Raw genomic sequence first — 16,809 nt, 5'->3', positions numbered from 1 at the left:
TCCACATATCTACGCATTTCACCGCTACACGTGGAATTCCGTCTTCCTCTACCATATTCTAGTCACGCAGTTTCGAGTGCAATTCCAAGGTTGAGCCCTGGGCTTTCACACCCGACACACGCGACCGCCTGCACTCGCTTTACGCCCAGTAATTCCGATTAACGCTCGCACCCTCCGTATTACCGCGGCTGCTGGCACGGAGTTAGCCGGTGCTTATTCTGCAGGTACCGTCAATACGCTCGGTGTATTAAACCGGCGCTTTTCTTTCCTGCTTAAAGTGCTTTACAACCCTAGGGCCTTCTTCACACACGCGGCATGGCTGGATCAGGCTTGCGCCCATTGTCCAATATTCCCCACTGCTGCCTCCCGTAGGAGTCCGGGCCGTGTCTCAGTCCCGGTGTGGCTGATCATCCTCTCAGACCAGCTACTGATCGTCGCCTTGGTAGGCCGTTACCCCACCAACTAGCTAATCAGACGTAGACTCATCTTTTAGCGCGAGGGTAGAAGAGCCCCGCTTTGCTCCGTAGAGATTATGCAGTATTAGCCTGAGTTTCCCCAGGTTGTCCTCCACTAAAAGGCAGATATCTACGCTTTACTCACCCGTCCGCCGCTCGTCAGCAAGGTGCAAGCACCTCCTGCTACCGCTCGACTTGCATGTGTTAGGCCTGCCGCCAGCGTTCAATCTGAGCCAGGATCAAACTCTCCAGTTTAATTACTTCTCAACTGGTGCACGATTGATCCAATCGTGCGAGTCATCCCAAGCTTTATGCTTTGGATGCTCTATAGGGCTTGGCTTAACGCCACCCCACAGGAGCACCCACACAAGTCACTTACAAGTTGTTAAAGATCTGCCATCTGCTCCGATCAAGCGATTCGCTTAATCGGTGCCTGAAGCGTTGCAAGAGCGCGTATTCTACGCCGTTCCAACACCCTGTCAACTCCTTTTTCGAATCATTCGAAATCGTCGTTGACCGACTTTCAGCACCGCCCCAAGGCGGCCTTCCAGTCTGCAACAAATCAACCGAATCAAGCAAATGCTTTTTTCTTCGATTCGCTGCCCCAGCCTGCCGATCCACCTTCTAAAAGACGTCCCGGAAAACTGGCCCGCTTCGCGTTCAACCCCGGCGCCGTGGCACCGTCCAAAAGGCTTGCTGCGTTGCGAGAGGGCGCATTCTAGACCTTCGTCGATAAGTGTCAACAAGTTTTTTCACGACACTGTCACAAACGCTGGCGTGGCGGTCCCGCACGGCGCCGGCGATCGATCGGCGCGTGTTCCGGCGCGCGCCGACACGGCCGGTTACCACCCGGGCATGACGACGCGGCGAAGGCAGGAAACACGGCGACCCGAGCGGCCCGACCCGCGCTAAGCACTTATTGCGTCAGCACTTTTATCGCAATAAACTGGATGTTTGTACATGACCGTCATCCCGTGGCTAATTTCACTACCCATATCGGTGTCGCGGCGTCAGCGGGTGCGGCCATCGCGGCCTCAGGCTTGTCAGCACAACTATGGCCGTTGACCCAGGCCCCGGCGATCGTGCTTCTTGTGGCCCTGGGCGGCATCATGCCGGACATCGATGCCGACAAGTCCCGGTCGACCCGGCTGATCTTCACCGTCCTGGCGATTACCGCGGCCCTGTCGGCGCTGGCGCTCGCGCGACCTTGCCTTTCGATTCTGGGGGCGACCTGTCTCGCCCTGGCGCTGTATGTCGGAATTCGCGATGTGGTCGCGGTCGTGTTCAGGGCGCTGACGCGCCATCGAGCCAGTTGGCATTCACTGCTGGCAGTCACCGCGGTCCTGTTCTCCACCACAACCGTGAGTTATCGCTGCTTCGGGCAGCCTGCGCGACTGGCGTGGAGCCACGGCATGGCGGTGGCCGCGGGCATGCTGATTCATCTACTGCTGGATGAGTGCTTCAGCATCGACCTGGAAGGGGCGCGCCTCAAGCGCTCGTTCGGCACGGCGCTCAAGCTGTTCGACTATCGACGTCCCTATGCGACAGCCTTGATGGCGGGCGCGACCCTGCTGGTCATGGCCTGGGCCCCTCACTGGCCCTTCTGACCGCGCGTCGCACCCTGCGGGCGCCCGCCGGCCACGGCCGGACGCCAGCCGGGAAGACCGCCGGCGTGACAGGTTTCATTACTGTCCTGGCTGACGCTCGCGTCATGCAGGGCGGCTCGGCCGCGGGCCGTTCGGGGCTGTTCGTCGCGCTGATGGTTACTGCGACATCTGCCTCTGCCGAACGGCCGTGTGCTTACTTGCCCAGGAACGATGAAAGGGCCTGTTTGGCCACCGCACCGCACACGCGGGTGCCGATCCGATCCTTCAGGTTGGCCACGTTGAATTGATTGCCCTGCCCGCCCTGAAGCAGGCCGGATAAACCCTGTTGATACTCTGGGCTCTGTGCAGCCTTGCTCTGGCCCCCCAGCTTGCTTAGCAGCCGATTCTTGACCTGCTCCGTCGCGCTCTGCGTATAGCCGTGCTTCTGGCAATAACCCAGCACCCCGGCCACGTTCTGCATACTGGCCAGATTGAACGAGCCGGTGCCAAGCTCGCGCAACAGTGTCGCCGAACCGGCAATATTCCCGCTCTGCGTGGCATTCGCGGAATTCATCATTCCCGATGCACTCTGCTTGATATTATCGAATGCATTGGCACAGGCCAGCGACGGCAAAGCAAGCGTGCCGGCAACCAGCACGATCGCGAGATATCGACGATTCATGGACTACTCCTCAGAAAAACGGTGTGGCGATGCCGATCGAACGCCGTGACGAAATGCGATGGCCCACATCCGACCGTACGCATCCCGGGGCCGACTGGATCTAACAAGCCGGCGCCCCGCCGAGACATTCGTCGCATAACGGCCAAGGGCAAACAGACACGCTGGCGCACCCGTTGTCCCATGAAAGCACATGAGGAGCCAGATAGCTCGGCGCGCGCGCCGCGACGGAATCAGCCGCCGCCTTATCGCCAGCCCTTCGCGTCGTGGGGTTACGAGGCACGAGTATGAAGATCATGTCCGGGTCTTTTACAATAGAAGGCAAGCGCCCGTAGCTCAGCTGGATAGAGCACCGGCCTTCGAAGCCGGGTGTCGCAGGTTCGAATCCTGCCGGGCGCACCAAATAATTAAGAACCCGCGAGCACGCGTTTTTTTATGGCCAGAACGAAGCCCATTCGAACCTGCGACAGATAACAAGTCAGGTACGACGAGCGCGCGCCAGCGCGCTCGAACCGGGTCGCGTAGCGACACGGGCCCGAAGGGTGAGCGGCGCAGCCGCGAATAATCCTGCCGGGCGCACCAGACATAGAAAACCCGCCAGATGTGCGGTTTTTTTTATGCTCAAACGAAGACCATTCGAACCTGCGACAAATAACAAGCCAGGTTCGACGGCCTCGCAGCGCGAGGCCGAACGGGGGCGCGCAGCGCCACCGGCCCGAAGGGCGAGGCGCGTTAGCGCCGAGTAATCCTGCCGGGCGCACCAAATAATTAAGAACCCGCGAGCACGCGTTTTTTCATGGCCAGAACGAAGCCCATTCGAACCTGCGACAGATAACAAGTCAGGTACGACGAGCGCGCGCCAGCGCGCTCGAACCGGGTCGCGTAGCGACACGGGCCCGAAGGGTGAGCGGCGCAGCCGCGAACAATCCTGCCGGGCGCACCAGACATAGAAAACCCGCCAGATGTGCGGGTTTTTTATGCTCAAACGAAGCCCATTCGAACCTGCGACAAATAACAAGCCAGGTTCGACGGCCTCGCAGCGCGAGGCCGAACGGGGGCGCGTAGCGCCACCGGCCCGAAGGGCGAGGCGCGTTAGCGCCGAGTCATCCTGCCCGGCGCCGGACAACGGCGACATGCCGCAATCCGGCGCAGCCGCACGTTCGTGGAGACTCATGACGCCGCGCTCGCGGCGCCTCGTCCAGTGGGAAAAGGACGGCGGCACGATCTCGCCTGAAATAGCAACAAGCCACAACTGAACTGCGACAACGTGCCGCCAAGCCGCAATCTGCGGGCGCGATTACTCGATTACGACCTCTGTTTTTTCGACAGCGCTTTCAGCGGTCTTCGGAAGCCGAATCTCAACCAGGCCGTCGCGGTACTTTGCCTGGATGTTTTGTGCATCCGCGTTCCCGGGAAGACTGAAACTGCGAGCGAACTGGCCATAGAAGCTTTCGCGTCGATGCTGCTTTTCGTCCTTCTCCTCATGCTCCCAACGTCTTTCGCCGGACAGTTTCATAATGCCCTTGTCCACCGTCAGGTGAATATCATCTCGATTAACCCCTGGCAGTTCGGCGCGAATCACATATTCCTTTTTCTTCTCTCGAATATCGACGGCCGGCATCCAGTCGTTCCGGTCAAGCGCTCGCGCATCGCCGCGCCTGAACATGTCGTCAATTTCGCGCAACGGGTTCCACGTCATCAGGTCCATGGTCATCTCCTGTAACTTCGATCAAGCGACCTCACTCCTGAATCCCGACCATGCGCCAGGTAGCCCGCGGGCCGCTTGATCTCGGTCAACCCTCGCGCGCATTCAAAGCGCGCACCCAGGCGCTGGGGCGCCAAACGCGGTATCCAGAGCAAACAGGCCCGCGGGCGGGGCCTTGGCCAGACGCCGGGTGGGCCCCCTCAGCGGGCTCTTTCGCCCCTATCCAACGGCCGCGGCTATTTCATCGCCCCCTTTGTATCGTTTTATGTCAGCCAGGGTATTCGACATACTCTGCGACAAACTCGCGGCCCGCTGACAACGGCGCGCCATGTCGGGCGCTGTAATATCCCCCCATGACTTTCGCTTTATCAGACCGGCGTCATTGCGAGGCGGTCGCTGCCCTCCTGCGTGCCTGGCACAGGCATACGCGCCGCCCCATGACCGGGGTCATGCTGCTGGCGCTGGCCGGCTGCGTTCTGCCGCCGAACGTGCCGGCGCCGAAATCGATCGCCCCGGCACAATATCGCGGCTCGAATAACGGCGGAGCCGCGGGCAAGGGCCCGGTGTGGCCGTCGCCAAACTGGTGGCGGAATTTCGGCTCGCCGGAACTGAACCGGCTCATGTCGCGGGCGCGCTCCGCGAATTACAACATCGCTGCGGCCGCTGCCCGGGTCGCCCAGGCGGATGCACAGATCCGTGTCTCCGGCGCGCCGCTGTTCCCGACCCTGAACGCGAAGGGCTCGGTCACACGCAGCTATCAGGGCGCGGGCTCGCAAAGCAGTTCGTATGCGTTACCCAACGGCAACGGCGGTACGACCAGCGTGTTGTCGTCCGGATCGACGACACGCACCAACTATCAGGCCGCCCTGAGTGCCAGTTACGAGCTCGACTTCTGGGGCAAGAACCGCAGTGCTCTGAACTCGGCGCGCCAGTCCGCGCTGGCCAGCCGCTATGACAAGGCGACGGTGGCGCTGAGTGTCGAATCGAGCGTTGCCACCACTTACTTCACCATCGTCACGCTCAAGGATCGGCTACGCATCGCGCAGCACAACCTCGGCGTGGCGCGCGATCTGCTCAAGGCTTTGCAGGCACAGCTCCAGGTCGGTATCGGCACGGCGCTCGACGTGGCCCAGCAACAGACGCAGGTCGCCAACCAGCGGGCCGCGATTCCGCCGATCCGGCAGCAGCTGCAGCAGAACATCAACGCGCTGGCGGTTCTGCTCGGCGAAGCGCCGGCGCAGCTCGATCTGGCCATCACGACGCCGTCGAAAATCAACGTGCCCTCGATCGACGCCGGGCTGCCCTCCACCCTGCTGACGCGCCGGCCGGATATCGCCCATGCACGCGCCCAGCTCGCCGCCGCACGCTCGGATGTGTCGTCGTCCAAGGCCGCCCTGTTCCCGACATTCGATCTGAGCGCCCAGGGCGGTTGGCAAAACGCGACCCTGAACGGGCTATTCAACCCGCTCAACGAATTCTATTCGCTGGCGGGCAACATTACCCAGCCGATCTTCCAGGGCGGTCAACTGCGCGGACAGCTCGCCGTCAGCCGCGGCCGCTATGACGAATTGCTGGCCAATTACCAAAGCGATGTGCTCAGCGCCTTCGAGGATGTGGACAACGCCTTGACCGACATTCGCCAGACCACCGAACAGGAAAAACGCCAGCAACAGGCGGTCAAGCTGGCCAAGCGCGCGCTGGATATTTCACGCGCGCGGCTGAAGCAAGGCATCACCGACGTCACCACGGTGCTCAATACCGAAAAGACGCTGTTCAACGCACGCGACGCGCTGGCCCAGACCCGTCAGGCCCGGCTCAACGCCACCGTCAGTCTGTATCAGGCGCTCGGCGGCGGCTGGGATCAAAAAACCGCCAAGCAATCGAAAAGCTATGCGGAAATGCCGCGGCTCTGAGCGACGTGCCGCCTGCAAGGAAAGACGATGACTAGAAAACGTGTGTTCGTCGGCCTGCTCATGCTGGCCGCGTTGGCCGGACTGATCTGGTTCGCCCTGTCGGCGTATCACGGCAAATCGGCGCGCGGGCACGGGCGGTTCGGCGGTGGCGCGGGCGCCGTGCCTGTGCTGACGGCCAAGGCCGTCACGCAAAACGTGCCGGTGATCCTCAACGGCGTGGGCACGATTCAGGCGTATCAGACGGTTACCGTGCAACCACAGGTCGGGGGCAAGCTCTTGAGTCTGAATTTCAAGGAAGGTCAGGAAGTCGACAAGGGCGACGTGGTCGCCAAGATCGATCCGACGACCTACAAGGCGGATCTCGAACAAGCCAAGGCGAAACTCGCCATGGATCGGGCCGCGCTGGCCAACGCGCGGCTGGATCTCAAACGCTACGCCAAGCTGGCGAAAACCAATTACGTGTCGAAACAGCAGGCCGACCAGGCGCGCGCCACGGTGCGCCAGGACGTCGCCCAGGTGCAATCGGACCAGGCCGCGGTCGACAGCGCGCGGGCCACGCTCGGCTATACCTCGGTGGTGGCCCCTATCACCGGGCGCACCGGGATCCGCATGGTCGATCAAGGCAATATCGTGTCCGCCAGCAGCACCGATATCGTCGTCATTACCCAGCTGCAGCCGATAGCTGCGGTGTTCACCCTGCCCTCGGACGACGTAGTCAAGGTCCGGGCGGCCGCCGACAACGGGCCGCTGACTGTGCGGGTACTCGGCGCCGACGGCGACAAGGTGCTGGATACCGGGCACCTGGAAGTGATCAACAACCAGGTCGACACCACCACCGGCACGATCAAGCTCAAGGCCGTATTGCCCAACGCGAACCAGCAACTCTGGCCCGGACAATTCGTCAATGTCCGCCTGCAGGTGGGCACGCTGGACAATGCGACCGTGGTTCCGGTCGCCGCCGTACAGCAAGGCCCGAACGGCGCCTTCGTTTATGAAGTCGGCAAGAACGACAAGGCCGAGATGCATTCGGTGACCGTCACCCAGCAGAACGAAACCCGGGCCGTGATCGCCCAGGGCGTGCAACCCGGCGAGGCCGTGATTACCGCCGGCTTCGGCCAGCTTTCCGACGGGGCCAAGATCAAGGTCGACGCTGGCGCCGCGCAATCCCATTCGCCTTCGGCCCAAGCCGCGCAGGAGCGCGGCCACAAGGCGGAATCCGGTCGCGCTGACGACAATAGCGAGCACGACGATGCCGCGCCCAGCCGGCATAAAGGCAAGGCGAAGCCCTGATGCGCGTCTCCGACGCGTTCATCAGCCGGCCGATTGCGACGTCGCTGCTGGCGCTGGCGGTGCTGCTGTCGGGCATTCTCGGCTATCGTTTTCTGCCGATCTCGTCGCTGCCGCAGGTCGATTTCCCGACCATTCAGGTGACCACGCGCCTGCCAGGCGCCAGCGCCGATACCGTCTCGCGTCTGCTCACGGCGCCGCTGGAGCACCAGCTCGGCCAGATTCAGGGCCTGGCCAACATGACGTCGACCAGTTCCATGGGGCGCAGCGAGATCACGCTGCAATTCGTGCTCGGGCGCGACATCGATGCTGCGTCGCAGGACGTGCAGGATGCCATCAATGAGGCCGACGGCAATCTGCCGAACAACCTGCCCTATCCGCCGAGCTACTCGAAGGTCAATCCGGCCGACACCCCGATCCTGACGATCGCGCTGACCTCCAGGAACCTGCCGATCGAACGCCTCAGTGATGTCGCCGATACACTGCTCGCCCAGCGGCTGAGCGAGGTCAGCGGGGTCGGCCACGTCACTGTCGAGGGCGGCATCCGCCCGGCGGTGCGCATCCAGGCCAATCTGCCGCAACTGGCCTCCTACGGGCTCGGGCTGGAGACCCTGCGCAGCGCGATCTCCGCGGCCAACACCAACCAGCCCAAGGGCTCGCTCTCGGGCGCGGTCAAGGCGTACACCATCGGCGCCAACGATCAGCTCGCCGATGCCGCGGCCTATCGCAACGTCATCGTCGCCTACAAGAACGGCGCGCCGGTGCGCCTGGACAACGTCGCGACGGTCGTCTCGGGCGTCGAGAACAACAAGGTCGCGGCCAGCTTCAACGGCACGCCGGCGGTGGTGCTCGATGTACAGCGTCAGCCGGGCGCCAACGTCGTCCAGACCGTCGATGCGCTCAAGTCGCGGCTGCCGGCGCTGCGCTCAGCCGTGCCCAGCGGCGTGAGCATGCAGATCGTGTCCGACCGCACGGGCACGATCCGTGCCTCGGTGCACGACGTCCAGTTCACCCTGCTGCTGTCCGTGGCCCTCGTGGTGATGGTGGTGCTGCTGTTTCTGCGCAGCGTGAGCGCCACGCTCATCGCCGGCGTCGCCCTGCCCCTGTCGCTGATCGCCACCTTCGGGGTGATGTGGTTCGCGGGCTTTTCGCTCGACAATCTCTCATTGATGGCACTGACCATCGCCACCGGCTTCGTGGTCGATGACGCCATCGTGATGATCGAAAACATCGTGCGTCATCTGGAGGCGGGCGAGTCGCCGATGCAGGCCGCCTACAAGGGCTCGAGCGAAATCGCCTTTACCGTGATCTCGCTGACGTTGTCGCTGATCGCCGTGTTCATCCCGCTGTTGCTGATGCCCGGGATCGTCGGACGCCTGTTCCGCGAGTTCGCGCTGACGTTGTCAGTATCGGTCCTGGTCTCGGCCGTCGTGTCGCTGACGCTGACGCCGATGATGTGCGCCCGGCTGCTGTCGACGAAAACACGCGAGCCCGGCCGCCTGGCGCGCGCGGCCGACCGCGCCGTGACCCGCCTGACCGATGGCTACCAGCGCAGCCTGCGCTGGGTGCTGGCGCACCGGGCGGCGACGCTATGGGTGACCATCGCCACGCTGGCGCTGACGATACTGCTCTACATTCTCGTGCCGAAGGGCTTCCTGCCGCAGGAGGACACCGGCCTGCTGACCGCTCAGACCCGTGCCGACCCGTCGGTATCGTTCGATGCCATGCAAAAGGTCCAGGCCCAGGTCGATGCCGCGGTGCGGCGCGACCCCGATGTCGCCGCGGTGACCTCGACGGTCGGCGTGAGTTCGAGCAACGCCACGCCCAACACCGGCAGTATGTCGATCGTGCTCAAGCCGCAGGCGGATCGCGGTGATGCTATCGACACCACGATCGACGACCTCAACCGGCGCGTGGCGAACATCCCGGGCGTCAATGTGGTGTTCAAGGCGGTACAGAGCATTCAGATCGCCACCACGAGCGGGCCGACGCAATACCAGTATGTGCTGACCGACAGCGACGCCGGCCGCTTGACCGAGTGGTCGCACCGTCTCACCACGGCGCTGCAGCGCGTGGCGCGGGTCCGCCATGTCTCGTCGGACATCGACAACGTCGGTGAGCGCGTGCAGATCGATGTGGACCGCAATGCGGCCGGACGGCTGGGCGTGACCATGCAGTCGATCAACGACACGCTCTACGACGCCTTCGGCCAGCGTCAGATCTCGACCATCTTCGGCCAGGCCAACCAGTATCGCGTGGTTCTCGAGGCGGCGCCGCGTTACCGGTCCGACCCCTCGGTGCTGTCGGATCTGTACGTGCCCACCAGCAACGGCACCCAGGTCCCGCTGCGCGCCGTGGCCAAAACGCATCTGGTCACCGCACCGCTGGCCATCCAGCATGAGGAACAGTTTCCGGCGGCGACACTGAACTTCGATCTGGCGCCGGGCACCTCGCTCGGCGAAGCGATCAACGCCATCCAGGACACCGAGCAATCGATCGGTATGCCGGCCGCGATCCAGGGGACGTTCGTTGGCAGCGCCGCCGAGTTCGCAAAGTCGCTGGCGGTCGAACCCTGGCTGATTCTCGCGGCGATCATCGTCATCTACATCGTGCTCGGCGTGCTCTACGAGAGCTTCATCCATCCGTTCACGATCCTCACCACCCTGCCCTCGGCCGGCGTCGGCGCCCTGCTGGCGCTGTCCCTGCTCGGTTACGACCTGTCCGTGGTGGCGCTGATCGGCATCATCCTGTTGATGGGCATCGTCAAGAAGAACGCGATCATGATGATCGACTTCGCGCTCGATGCCGAACGCGAACGCGGGCTGGCGCCGGAAGCGGCGATATTCGAGGCCGCCCTGCGCCGCTTCCGGCCGATCATGATGACCACGCTGGCCGCCCTGCTCGGCGCCCTGCCCCTGGCGCTGGCGCACAACGTGGGCTCGGAACTGCGGGTGCCACTGGGCGTGACCATCATCGGCGGACTGCTGTTGTCGCAGGTGATGACGCTCTATACGACACCGGTCATTTATCTGTACATGGACGGCGTCAAGGATCGGCTCGCGCGCTCGCGCGTCGGGCGTTATCTGGGCAACCATGAGCAACGCGGTCGCGGCCTGGCGCCGCCGACTCGCTGACCGACACCGACCGCGCGATGAATATTTCGGCTCCGTCCATACGGCACCCGATCGGCACTTTTCTGCTGGCCTTCGGCCTGCTGCTACTCGGTACGGTGAGCTATCTCTACCTGCCGGTGGCGAGCCTGCCATCGGTGGATCTGCCGATCATCACGGTGTCCGCCAGCCTGCCGGGCGCGAGTCCCGAGACCGTGGCGGCCACGGTTGCCGCCCCGCTGGAACGACGGCTCGGCGCCATTCCCGGCGTCACCGCGCTGAGCTCCACGAGCACGCTCGGTTCCACCAACATCATGATCCAGTTCGCGCTGAGCCGCAGCGTCGACGGTGCCGCGCAGGATGTGCAGTCGGCGATCAACGCGGCCCAGGCTGATCTGCCGGGCAATCTGTCGCGCACACCGCATCTGCGCAAGATCAATCCCTCGGCCTTTCCCATCCTCATCCTCGCACTCACCTCGAAGACGATGCCGCCGAGCGATCTCTACGACTTCGCCGACACCGTGATCGCCCAACGCATTGCCCAGGTACAGGGCGTATCCGATGTCTCGGTAACCGGCGCCGAGCAGCCGGCCGTGCGCGTGGCCATGCAGCCCGGCAAGCTCGCCGATATGGGCGTGGGCCTCGATGTGGTGCGCCAGGCGATCGTCAACGCCAACGTCGACAGCCCGCTGGGCAGTTTCGACGGCCCGGGACGTCGTTTGAGCATCGCCACCAACGGCGCCCTGCGCTCGGTGGACGACTATCGCGCGATACCGATCAAGAAGGCCGACGGCACGCTGGTGCCATTATCCGATGTGGCGCACGTATCGGCCGGCACCCGCGACCGCCTGCAGACGGGCTCCTACGACGGCAAGCCCGCGGTCCTGCTGATCATCCATCAATCCAGCGGCGCCAATGTGGTCGCCACGGTGGACCGCATCAAGGCGATGCTGCCGACGCTCGATCGCTGGGTGCCGAGCGGGGTGAAGATCGCCACCTTCTCCGACCGCACCACCACCATCCACGCCAGCGTCGACGATCTGCAGTTCACCCTCATGGCCAGCATCGCGCTGGTCATGCTGGTGGTGCTGCTGTTCCTGCGCCGCGGCGTGCCGACCATCGCCGCCGGCATCACCGTGCCGCTGTCGCTGGCCGGTACGGCCGTACTGATGTGGCTATGCGGCTTCTCGCTGGACAATCTGTCGCTGATGGCGCTGACCATTTCGGTCGGCTTCGTGGTGGACGATGCGATCGTGATGATCGAGAACGTCTACCGCAATCTCGAAGCCGGCATGCGCCCGCTGCGTGCGGCGTTCGCCGGCGCCAAGCAGATCGGTTTCACCGTGGTCTCGATCAGCCTGTCGTTGATCGCGGCCTTCAGCCCGCTGGTGCTGATGAGCGGCATCCCGGGGCGGCTGCTGCGTGAATTCTCGCTGACCCTGGTGTTCGCCATTGCGGTCTCGGCGCTGGTTTCGCTGACCGTCACGCCGATGATCTGCAGCCGCTTCATCCGGCGTGCACCGAAGCTCAGCGAAACCCGGCTCGATCGCCTGCTCGAACCCGCTCTGAGCTGGCTCAACGGCGTCTACAGCGCCAGCCTGCGGCATGTCATCAACCAGCGCTGGCTGATGATGGGGGTCACCGGGCTGGCCCTGGTGCTGATGGGGACATTGTTCATGCATCTGCCCAAGAGCTTCATTCCGGCCGGCGACGCCGATCTGCTGATCGGCATCACCCAGGGCGCGCCGGATGCCTCCTTCGACCGCATGGTGGCGATCGAAAAACGCGTGCGCAATATCGTGCTTTCGGACCCGGCGGTGGCGCATGTCGGCGACAGTGTTGGGTCGTCAGGCCGCGGCGGCGCCAACCAGGCACGCTTGTTCGTGGCCCTGAAACCAACAGATGAACGCACGGCCACGGCGCAGCAGATCATCGCCCGCCTGCGGCCGAAGCTGGGCCAGGTCAAGGACGCCCGCACCTTCCTCAGTGCGATCCAGGCGCTGCCCACGGGCGTGCATCACAGCGACAAGGGCAATTATCAGTTCACCCTCTGGAGCCCGGATCTCAACCTGCTATCGACATGGACGCCCCGGGTGCTGGCCCGACTGCGCCAGATCCCGCAGTTGGCCGACGTGTCGACCGACCGAGACGAAGGCGGCCCGCAGGTCAATCTGCAGATCGATCGCACGGCCGCAGCGCGCCTGCATGTCAGCGCCACGGCCATCGACTCCGCACTCAACGACGCCTTTTCGCAGCGCCAGATCTCGACCATCTATACCGAGAGCAATCAATACAAGGTGGTCCTCGGCATTACGCCCGATCTGCAGCGTGAAGTGGCCGATGTCCATCGTATCTACGTGACCGCCGAAGACGGCAGCCAGGTGCCGCTGTCGGCGGTCACGACATTGCGTATCGGCACGGCCCCGTTATCGGTACACCACGATGGCCAGTACCCATCGGTGACTTTCAGCTACAACCTCGCGCCCGGGGCCACCATGGGCGTGGCCCGGAGCGCGATCCAGACCGCGATGGGCGCACTGCACGCCCCGCCCGACATCCACGTCGATCTCGGCAGCAGCAATCCGGCCAGCGCCGGCCACGAGCTGCTGCTGATCGGTGCCGCGTTAATCTCGGTCTATCTCGTGCTGGGTATTCTCTACGAGAGCCTGATTCATCCGCTGACCATCCTCTCGACCCTGCCATCGGCCGGCCTGGGAGCCATGCTTGCGCTATACCTGACCGGCACCGAACTCTCGCTCATGCCAGTGATCGGCATCGTGCTGTTGATCGGCATCGTCAAGAAGAACGGCATCATGCTGGTCGACTTCGCGCTCGAAGGCGAGCGCAAGCGTGGCTGGACACCGGAAAAAGCCATCTTCGAAGCGGCCCGCGAGCGTTTCCGGCCCATCACGATGACCACCCTGGCGGCCGTGCTGGGCGCCGTACCGCTACTGATTGCGTCCGGGCCCGGCTCGGAACTGCGGCGGCCGCTGGGCATCACGATCATCGGCGGCCTGATCGTCTCGCAGCTGCTCACGATTTACACAACGCCGGCGATCTATCTGGTCATGGATCGCATGCGCTGGCGCAGCCGAAGCCGGCGGTCGGTATAAAACGCCAGGCCTGGCCCCCGCCCATACCGCGTTCAGTTTCACACGAGCCAATGTCGTGCTCCGGAAAAGATCGGCGCCGCCCAGCCTGGCTCGACGATTGTCGAGGGTCGTCCATGACAGAGCCGGCACAGCGGCCGGCCTCTGTGTGACATGCCCAAGGGCGCCGGTCAGCGCATCTCGGCGTAAGGATCGTGCAACTCAAGCGGCTCGGGATTGTCGCGATCGGCGAGAAACGCCGGACGCGGCCGAGGTGCGGCGAACGGCTCGACCAGCCGGTTATGCACACTGTTGTAGACGAAGAACAGGTTCGAACGCGGCCACGGCGACATATTCGAATTCGAGGCATGCAACGTATTGCATTCGAACAACAACAGCGACCCGGCGGGTCCTTTCGGCGCGGTGATACCGCCGCGATTAACCAACGCCTGGAGGTCCTGCTGGCTCGGCACGCCGACGTCCTGCATCTTGAGCGAGCTCTTCCAGTTCTGGTCGGGCGTCACGCCCTGGCATGGCACGAACTCGTGATGTGACCCCGGAATGAGCATCAACGGGCCATTGAACTCATTGTTATCGGTCAGCATGATCGACGCGCTGATCGCCCGCATACGCGGCATGCCATCCTCGGCATGCCAGGTTTCGAAATCGGAGTGCCAGTCGAAACCGGCGCCCTGGAAACCATACTTGTCGTTGATCCGCGACTGGTGGATATAAACATCACCACCGAGCAGCTGCTGCACCATGCCCAGAACACGCGCATCGCGCGTCAACTCGTCGAATCGCGGTGAAAGGCGGTGCATATCAAATACCGAGCGAATAGCGCCGCTGTTCGGGTCGCGGATCACGCCGTCCGAATTGAGCAGTTTCTCGTCACGGCTCATCTGCGCGAGTTCGTCGAAGAACGGCGCAACGCGGTCGGGAGAGAAAAACCCCTCAAACCACAGGAAACCATCACGCTCGAAGGCAGACAACGCCACTTCGCCGAGCGGGCCGTTCCAGCGTTCGGCGGGATCCAGATGGACCACCGGATCGCGCCGCGGGTGCCGCGGCCGGGACGTTTCGGTACGGCTCACATAGTCATCTTTTTCTTGCATGATTGATTGTTAACTCCAGTCAATTCATCCAATCCAGTGCCCCGGCCAAGCCGAGGCGGTATCCGATCTCAGGCTTTGACCCAAGCCGGCGTCGCCAGCGGGCGCGGGCGTGGGGTGCCCTGGCACGAATCGTCCGCGCCCCCGCGACGGGGCGCGGACGATAACGATTAGTGATCTATGACGTAGCCCGTGTTGGGTATAGCCGGCTGCTATCAGCTCGACGCCGACGCGTCCTTTACCTCGATGCGGCGCGGCCGGCTCTGCTCTTTCTTGGGCACGGTTATATGCAGTACACCGTGCTCGGCACGGGCTTCAACAGCGTCCTCGTCAGCTGTCTCAGGCAGCGTGAACCGGCGCATGAAACGCCCGTAACGTCGTTCGACATGACGCGCCGGGGCGCGTTCGCCCTCGCGTTGAACCGACTTCTCGGCATTGTCGGAGCGCTCGACCCGCTCACCGCTCAAGGTCAGCACGTCATTATTCAAAGTGATTTCGACGTCCTTGGGATCGATTCCCGGCACTTCCACGTCGATTAAGTAAGCATCGTCGTTTTCATGAATATCCACAGCCGGCCGCCACGCACCCCCGGACAGGGGCGACCCCATTGGCAGTGTGCCGGTTGCATCGCCAAACACGCGGTTCATCTCATCATTGAACTGCGCCAGCAGACTACGCGGTTCATAGCGTTCCAGTGCCATGTTCCACCTCCTGATGTTTGCCGTATTTGTCTCTCGTTTACCTATATAAGAATGACATTATTCATTTCAACATTTGTTTTACTGTTTTCCTGATTACACGCCGAAGCTGAGTTGTGTTGCCCACCCAGAACGTTATCGCGCGTGTTCGCATCGACATATCCGGAATGACACGCAATCGGCGCGCAGCACGCGCGAGGAAGACCGATATGGGTACCGAAACCGCATTGCTGCCTGGTCTTACCCTTTACGCGTCAATCTCACGGTCGCATGCCAAGCCGAAACGGCTGTCGATCACGACGGGCCCGGACAGGTGACAGGCCCTAGTCAAGCCGGGTCGGCGGCCAACGACATGGTCAAACTCGGCCTACGACCTGTTCGCGCTGCTCACGTGCGAAACGCGATGAACGTGCGCCCAAAAAGCGGGGCGCGAGGCCCCGCCCGTCGTCGATCAGTGCTTACTGATCCGAGGCGACTTCGATGCGACGCGGCTGGCTCTGGGCTTTTTTGGGCACCGTGATCTTCAATACGCCGTTATCCGCGCGTGCGTCGATCGCGTCTTCGTCGGCCGTATCGGGCAGCGTGAAGCGCCGGACAAAACGGCCATAGCGACGCTCGACCAAGCGCGCCGGCTCGCGACGGGAGGCCGACTCAGCGTTCGATTCATTGTCCTGCGCGCTGTCGTAGTGATACGAGCGTTCACCGCTCAAGGTCAGCACGCCGTTGCGCAGGGTAATCTCAATATCCTTCGGATTGATGCCCGGTAATTCGGCGTCAATCACGTACGACTGTTCGTTTTCATGGATATCGATGGCCGGGCGCCAGTTGCCGCCGGAAACGGCCGGTACATCGTCGGCCTGACCATAGAACATCCGGTTGATTTCGTCATTGAACTGCTGCAGCAGAGTCGACGGTTCATAACGTTGAATAGCCATGATTGCCTCCTTATTGCTTGTTCAGGAAAGCCTCCTTCGCCAGAACGGAGATTGGGTATGTCAGTTAACGTTTCAACAGTTGCTTGATCGTTTTTTTGGCCTGAGGTGCACCGCTACAGAGGTCATACAGCCGTATCGGTTCCAACTACCGATGAGGCATACTGCGGCGCTCGCCAGCGACCCGGGTAGCCGCCCTAGCTGGCATGGATCGCGCGGCTCATACGCGGCAGACTGTCGCTG

11 protein-coding genes, 1 tRNA gene and 1 rRNA gene (1 of these 13 running past the window's edge) are annotated in these 16,809 nt (G+C 62.9%); 7 read left to right on the top strand and 6 right to left on the bottom strand.

Translation table 11 applies throughout. The features are described from left to right. Positions 1-710 (bottom strand): 16S ribosomal RNA (locus SALB1_RS14735); it reaches 832 nt to the left of the window's first position. Positions 711-967: 257 nt separating this feature from the next. On the opposite strand from SALB1_RS14735, the gene SALB1_RS18830 reads away from it, so the two are divergent. Next, complete coding sequence (locus tag SALB1_RS18830) at positions 968-1,177, top strand: hypothetical protein (protein WP_145961282.1); 210 nt, start codon at positions 968-970, stop codon at positions 1,175-1,177. Between the two features lie 252 nt (positions 1,178-1,429). Then, entirely contained in the window at positions 1,430-2,062 is a 633-nt protein-coding gene (locus SALB1_RS14730) for a metal-dependent hydrolase (protein WP_109995471.1), read from the top strand. Positions 2,063-2,255: 193 nt separating this feature from the next. Here SALB1_RS14730 and SALB1_RS14725 read toward each other — a convergent pair whose 3' ends face one another. Beyond that, positions 2,256-2,723, bottom strand: coding sequence for a DUF2501 domain-containing protein (locus SALB1_RS14725; RefSeq protein ID WP_109994535.1), 468 nt, complete (start codon positions 2,721-2,723; stop codon positions 2,256-2,258). Between the two features lie 322 nt (positions 2,724-3,045). Between SALB1_RS14725 and SALB1_RS14720 the strand changes: the two genes are divergently transcribed. Next, positions 3,046-3,122: transfer RNA gene (locus SALB1_RS14720), tRNA-Arg, on the top strand. A gap of 895 nt (positions 3,123-4,017) precedes the next feature. On the opposite strand, the gene SALB1_RS14715 is transcribed toward SALB1_RS14720, so the two are convergent. Further along, positions 4,018-4,428 carry an Hsp20/alpha crystallin family protein gene (locus tag SALB1_RS14715; RefSeq protein WP_109995470.1) on the bottom strand — a complete coding sequence of 137 codons (411 nt, stop codon included), beginning with the start codon at positions 4,426-4,428 and terminating at the stop codon, positions 4,018-4,020. Positions 4,429-4,862: 434 nt separating this feature from the next. Here SALB1_RS14715 and SALB1_RS14710 point away from each other — a divergent pair, with 434 nt between their 5' ends. From SALB1_RS14710 to SALB1_RS14695, 4 genes are read left to right on the top strand one after another with little or no spacing between them, the layout of a single operon-like run. Then, positions 4,863-6,338, top strand: a complete 1,476-nt coding sequence (locus SALB1_RS14710) for an efflux transporter outer membrane subunit (protein ID WP_158590759.1) — start codon at positions 4,863-4,865, stop codon at positions 6,336-6,338. Positions 6,339-6,365: 27 nt separating this feature from the next. Then, the gene (locus SALB1_RS14705) at positions 6,366-7,628 is read left to right on the top strand and encodes an efflux RND transporter periplasmic adaptor subunit (protein ID WP_109994533.1); all 1,263 of its coding nucleotides are present in this window, start codon (positions 6,366-6,368) and stop codon (positions 7,626-7,628) included. Further along, positions 7,628-10,759, top strand: coding sequence for a multidrug efflux RND transporter permease subunit (locus tag SALB1_RS14700; RefSeq protein ID WP_109994532.1), 3,132 nt, complete (start codon positions 7,628-7,630; stop codon positions 10,757-10,759). Before SALB1_RS14705 ends, SALB1_RS14700 begins: the two co-directional genes overlap by 1 nt. 17 nt (positions 10,760-10,776) lie before the next feature. Continuing rightward, positions 10,777-13,848, top strand: a complete 3,072-nt coding sequence (locus tag SALB1_RS14695) for an efflux RND transporter permease subunit (RefSeq protein ID WP_109994531.1) — start codon at positions 10,777-10,779, stop codon at positions 13,846-13,848. A gap of 167 nt (positions 13,849-14,015) precedes the next feature. On the opposite strand, the gene thpD is transcribed toward SALB1_RS14695, so the two are convergent. The 3 genes from thpD to SALB1_RS14680 all read right to left on the bottom strand — a co-directional run bounded on the left by thpD (position 14,016) and on the right by SALB1_RS14680 (position 16,569). Beyond that, positions 14,016-14,939, bottom strand: a complete 924-nt coding sequence (thpD, locus tag SALB1_RS14690) for an ectoine hydroxylase (protein ID WP_109994530.1) — start codon at positions 14,937-14,939, stop codon at positions 14,016-14,018. Positions 14,940-15,151: 212 nt separating this feature from the next. After that, a complete protein-coding gene (locus tag SALB1_RS14685) occupies positions 15,152-15,637 on the bottom strand; it encodes an Hsp20/alpha crystallin family protein (protein WP_109994529.1) in 486 nt (161 codons plus the stop codon). A gap of 455 nt (positions 15,638-16,092) precedes the next feature. Further along, positions 16,093-16,569, bottom strand: coding sequence for an Hsp20/alpha crystallin family protein (locus SALB1_RS14680; protein ID WP_109994528.1), 477 nt, complete (start codon positions 16,567-16,569; stop codon positions 16,093-16,095). Positions 16,570-16,809: the final 240 nt, after the last annotated feature.

The organism is Salinisphaera sp. LB1, from assembly GCF_003177035.1.
Lineage (GTDB): Bacteria > Pseudomonadota > Gammaproteobacteria > Nevskiales > Salinisphaeraceae > Salinisphaera.
This window is presented reverse-complemented; position numbering and strand designations above follow the sequence as displayed.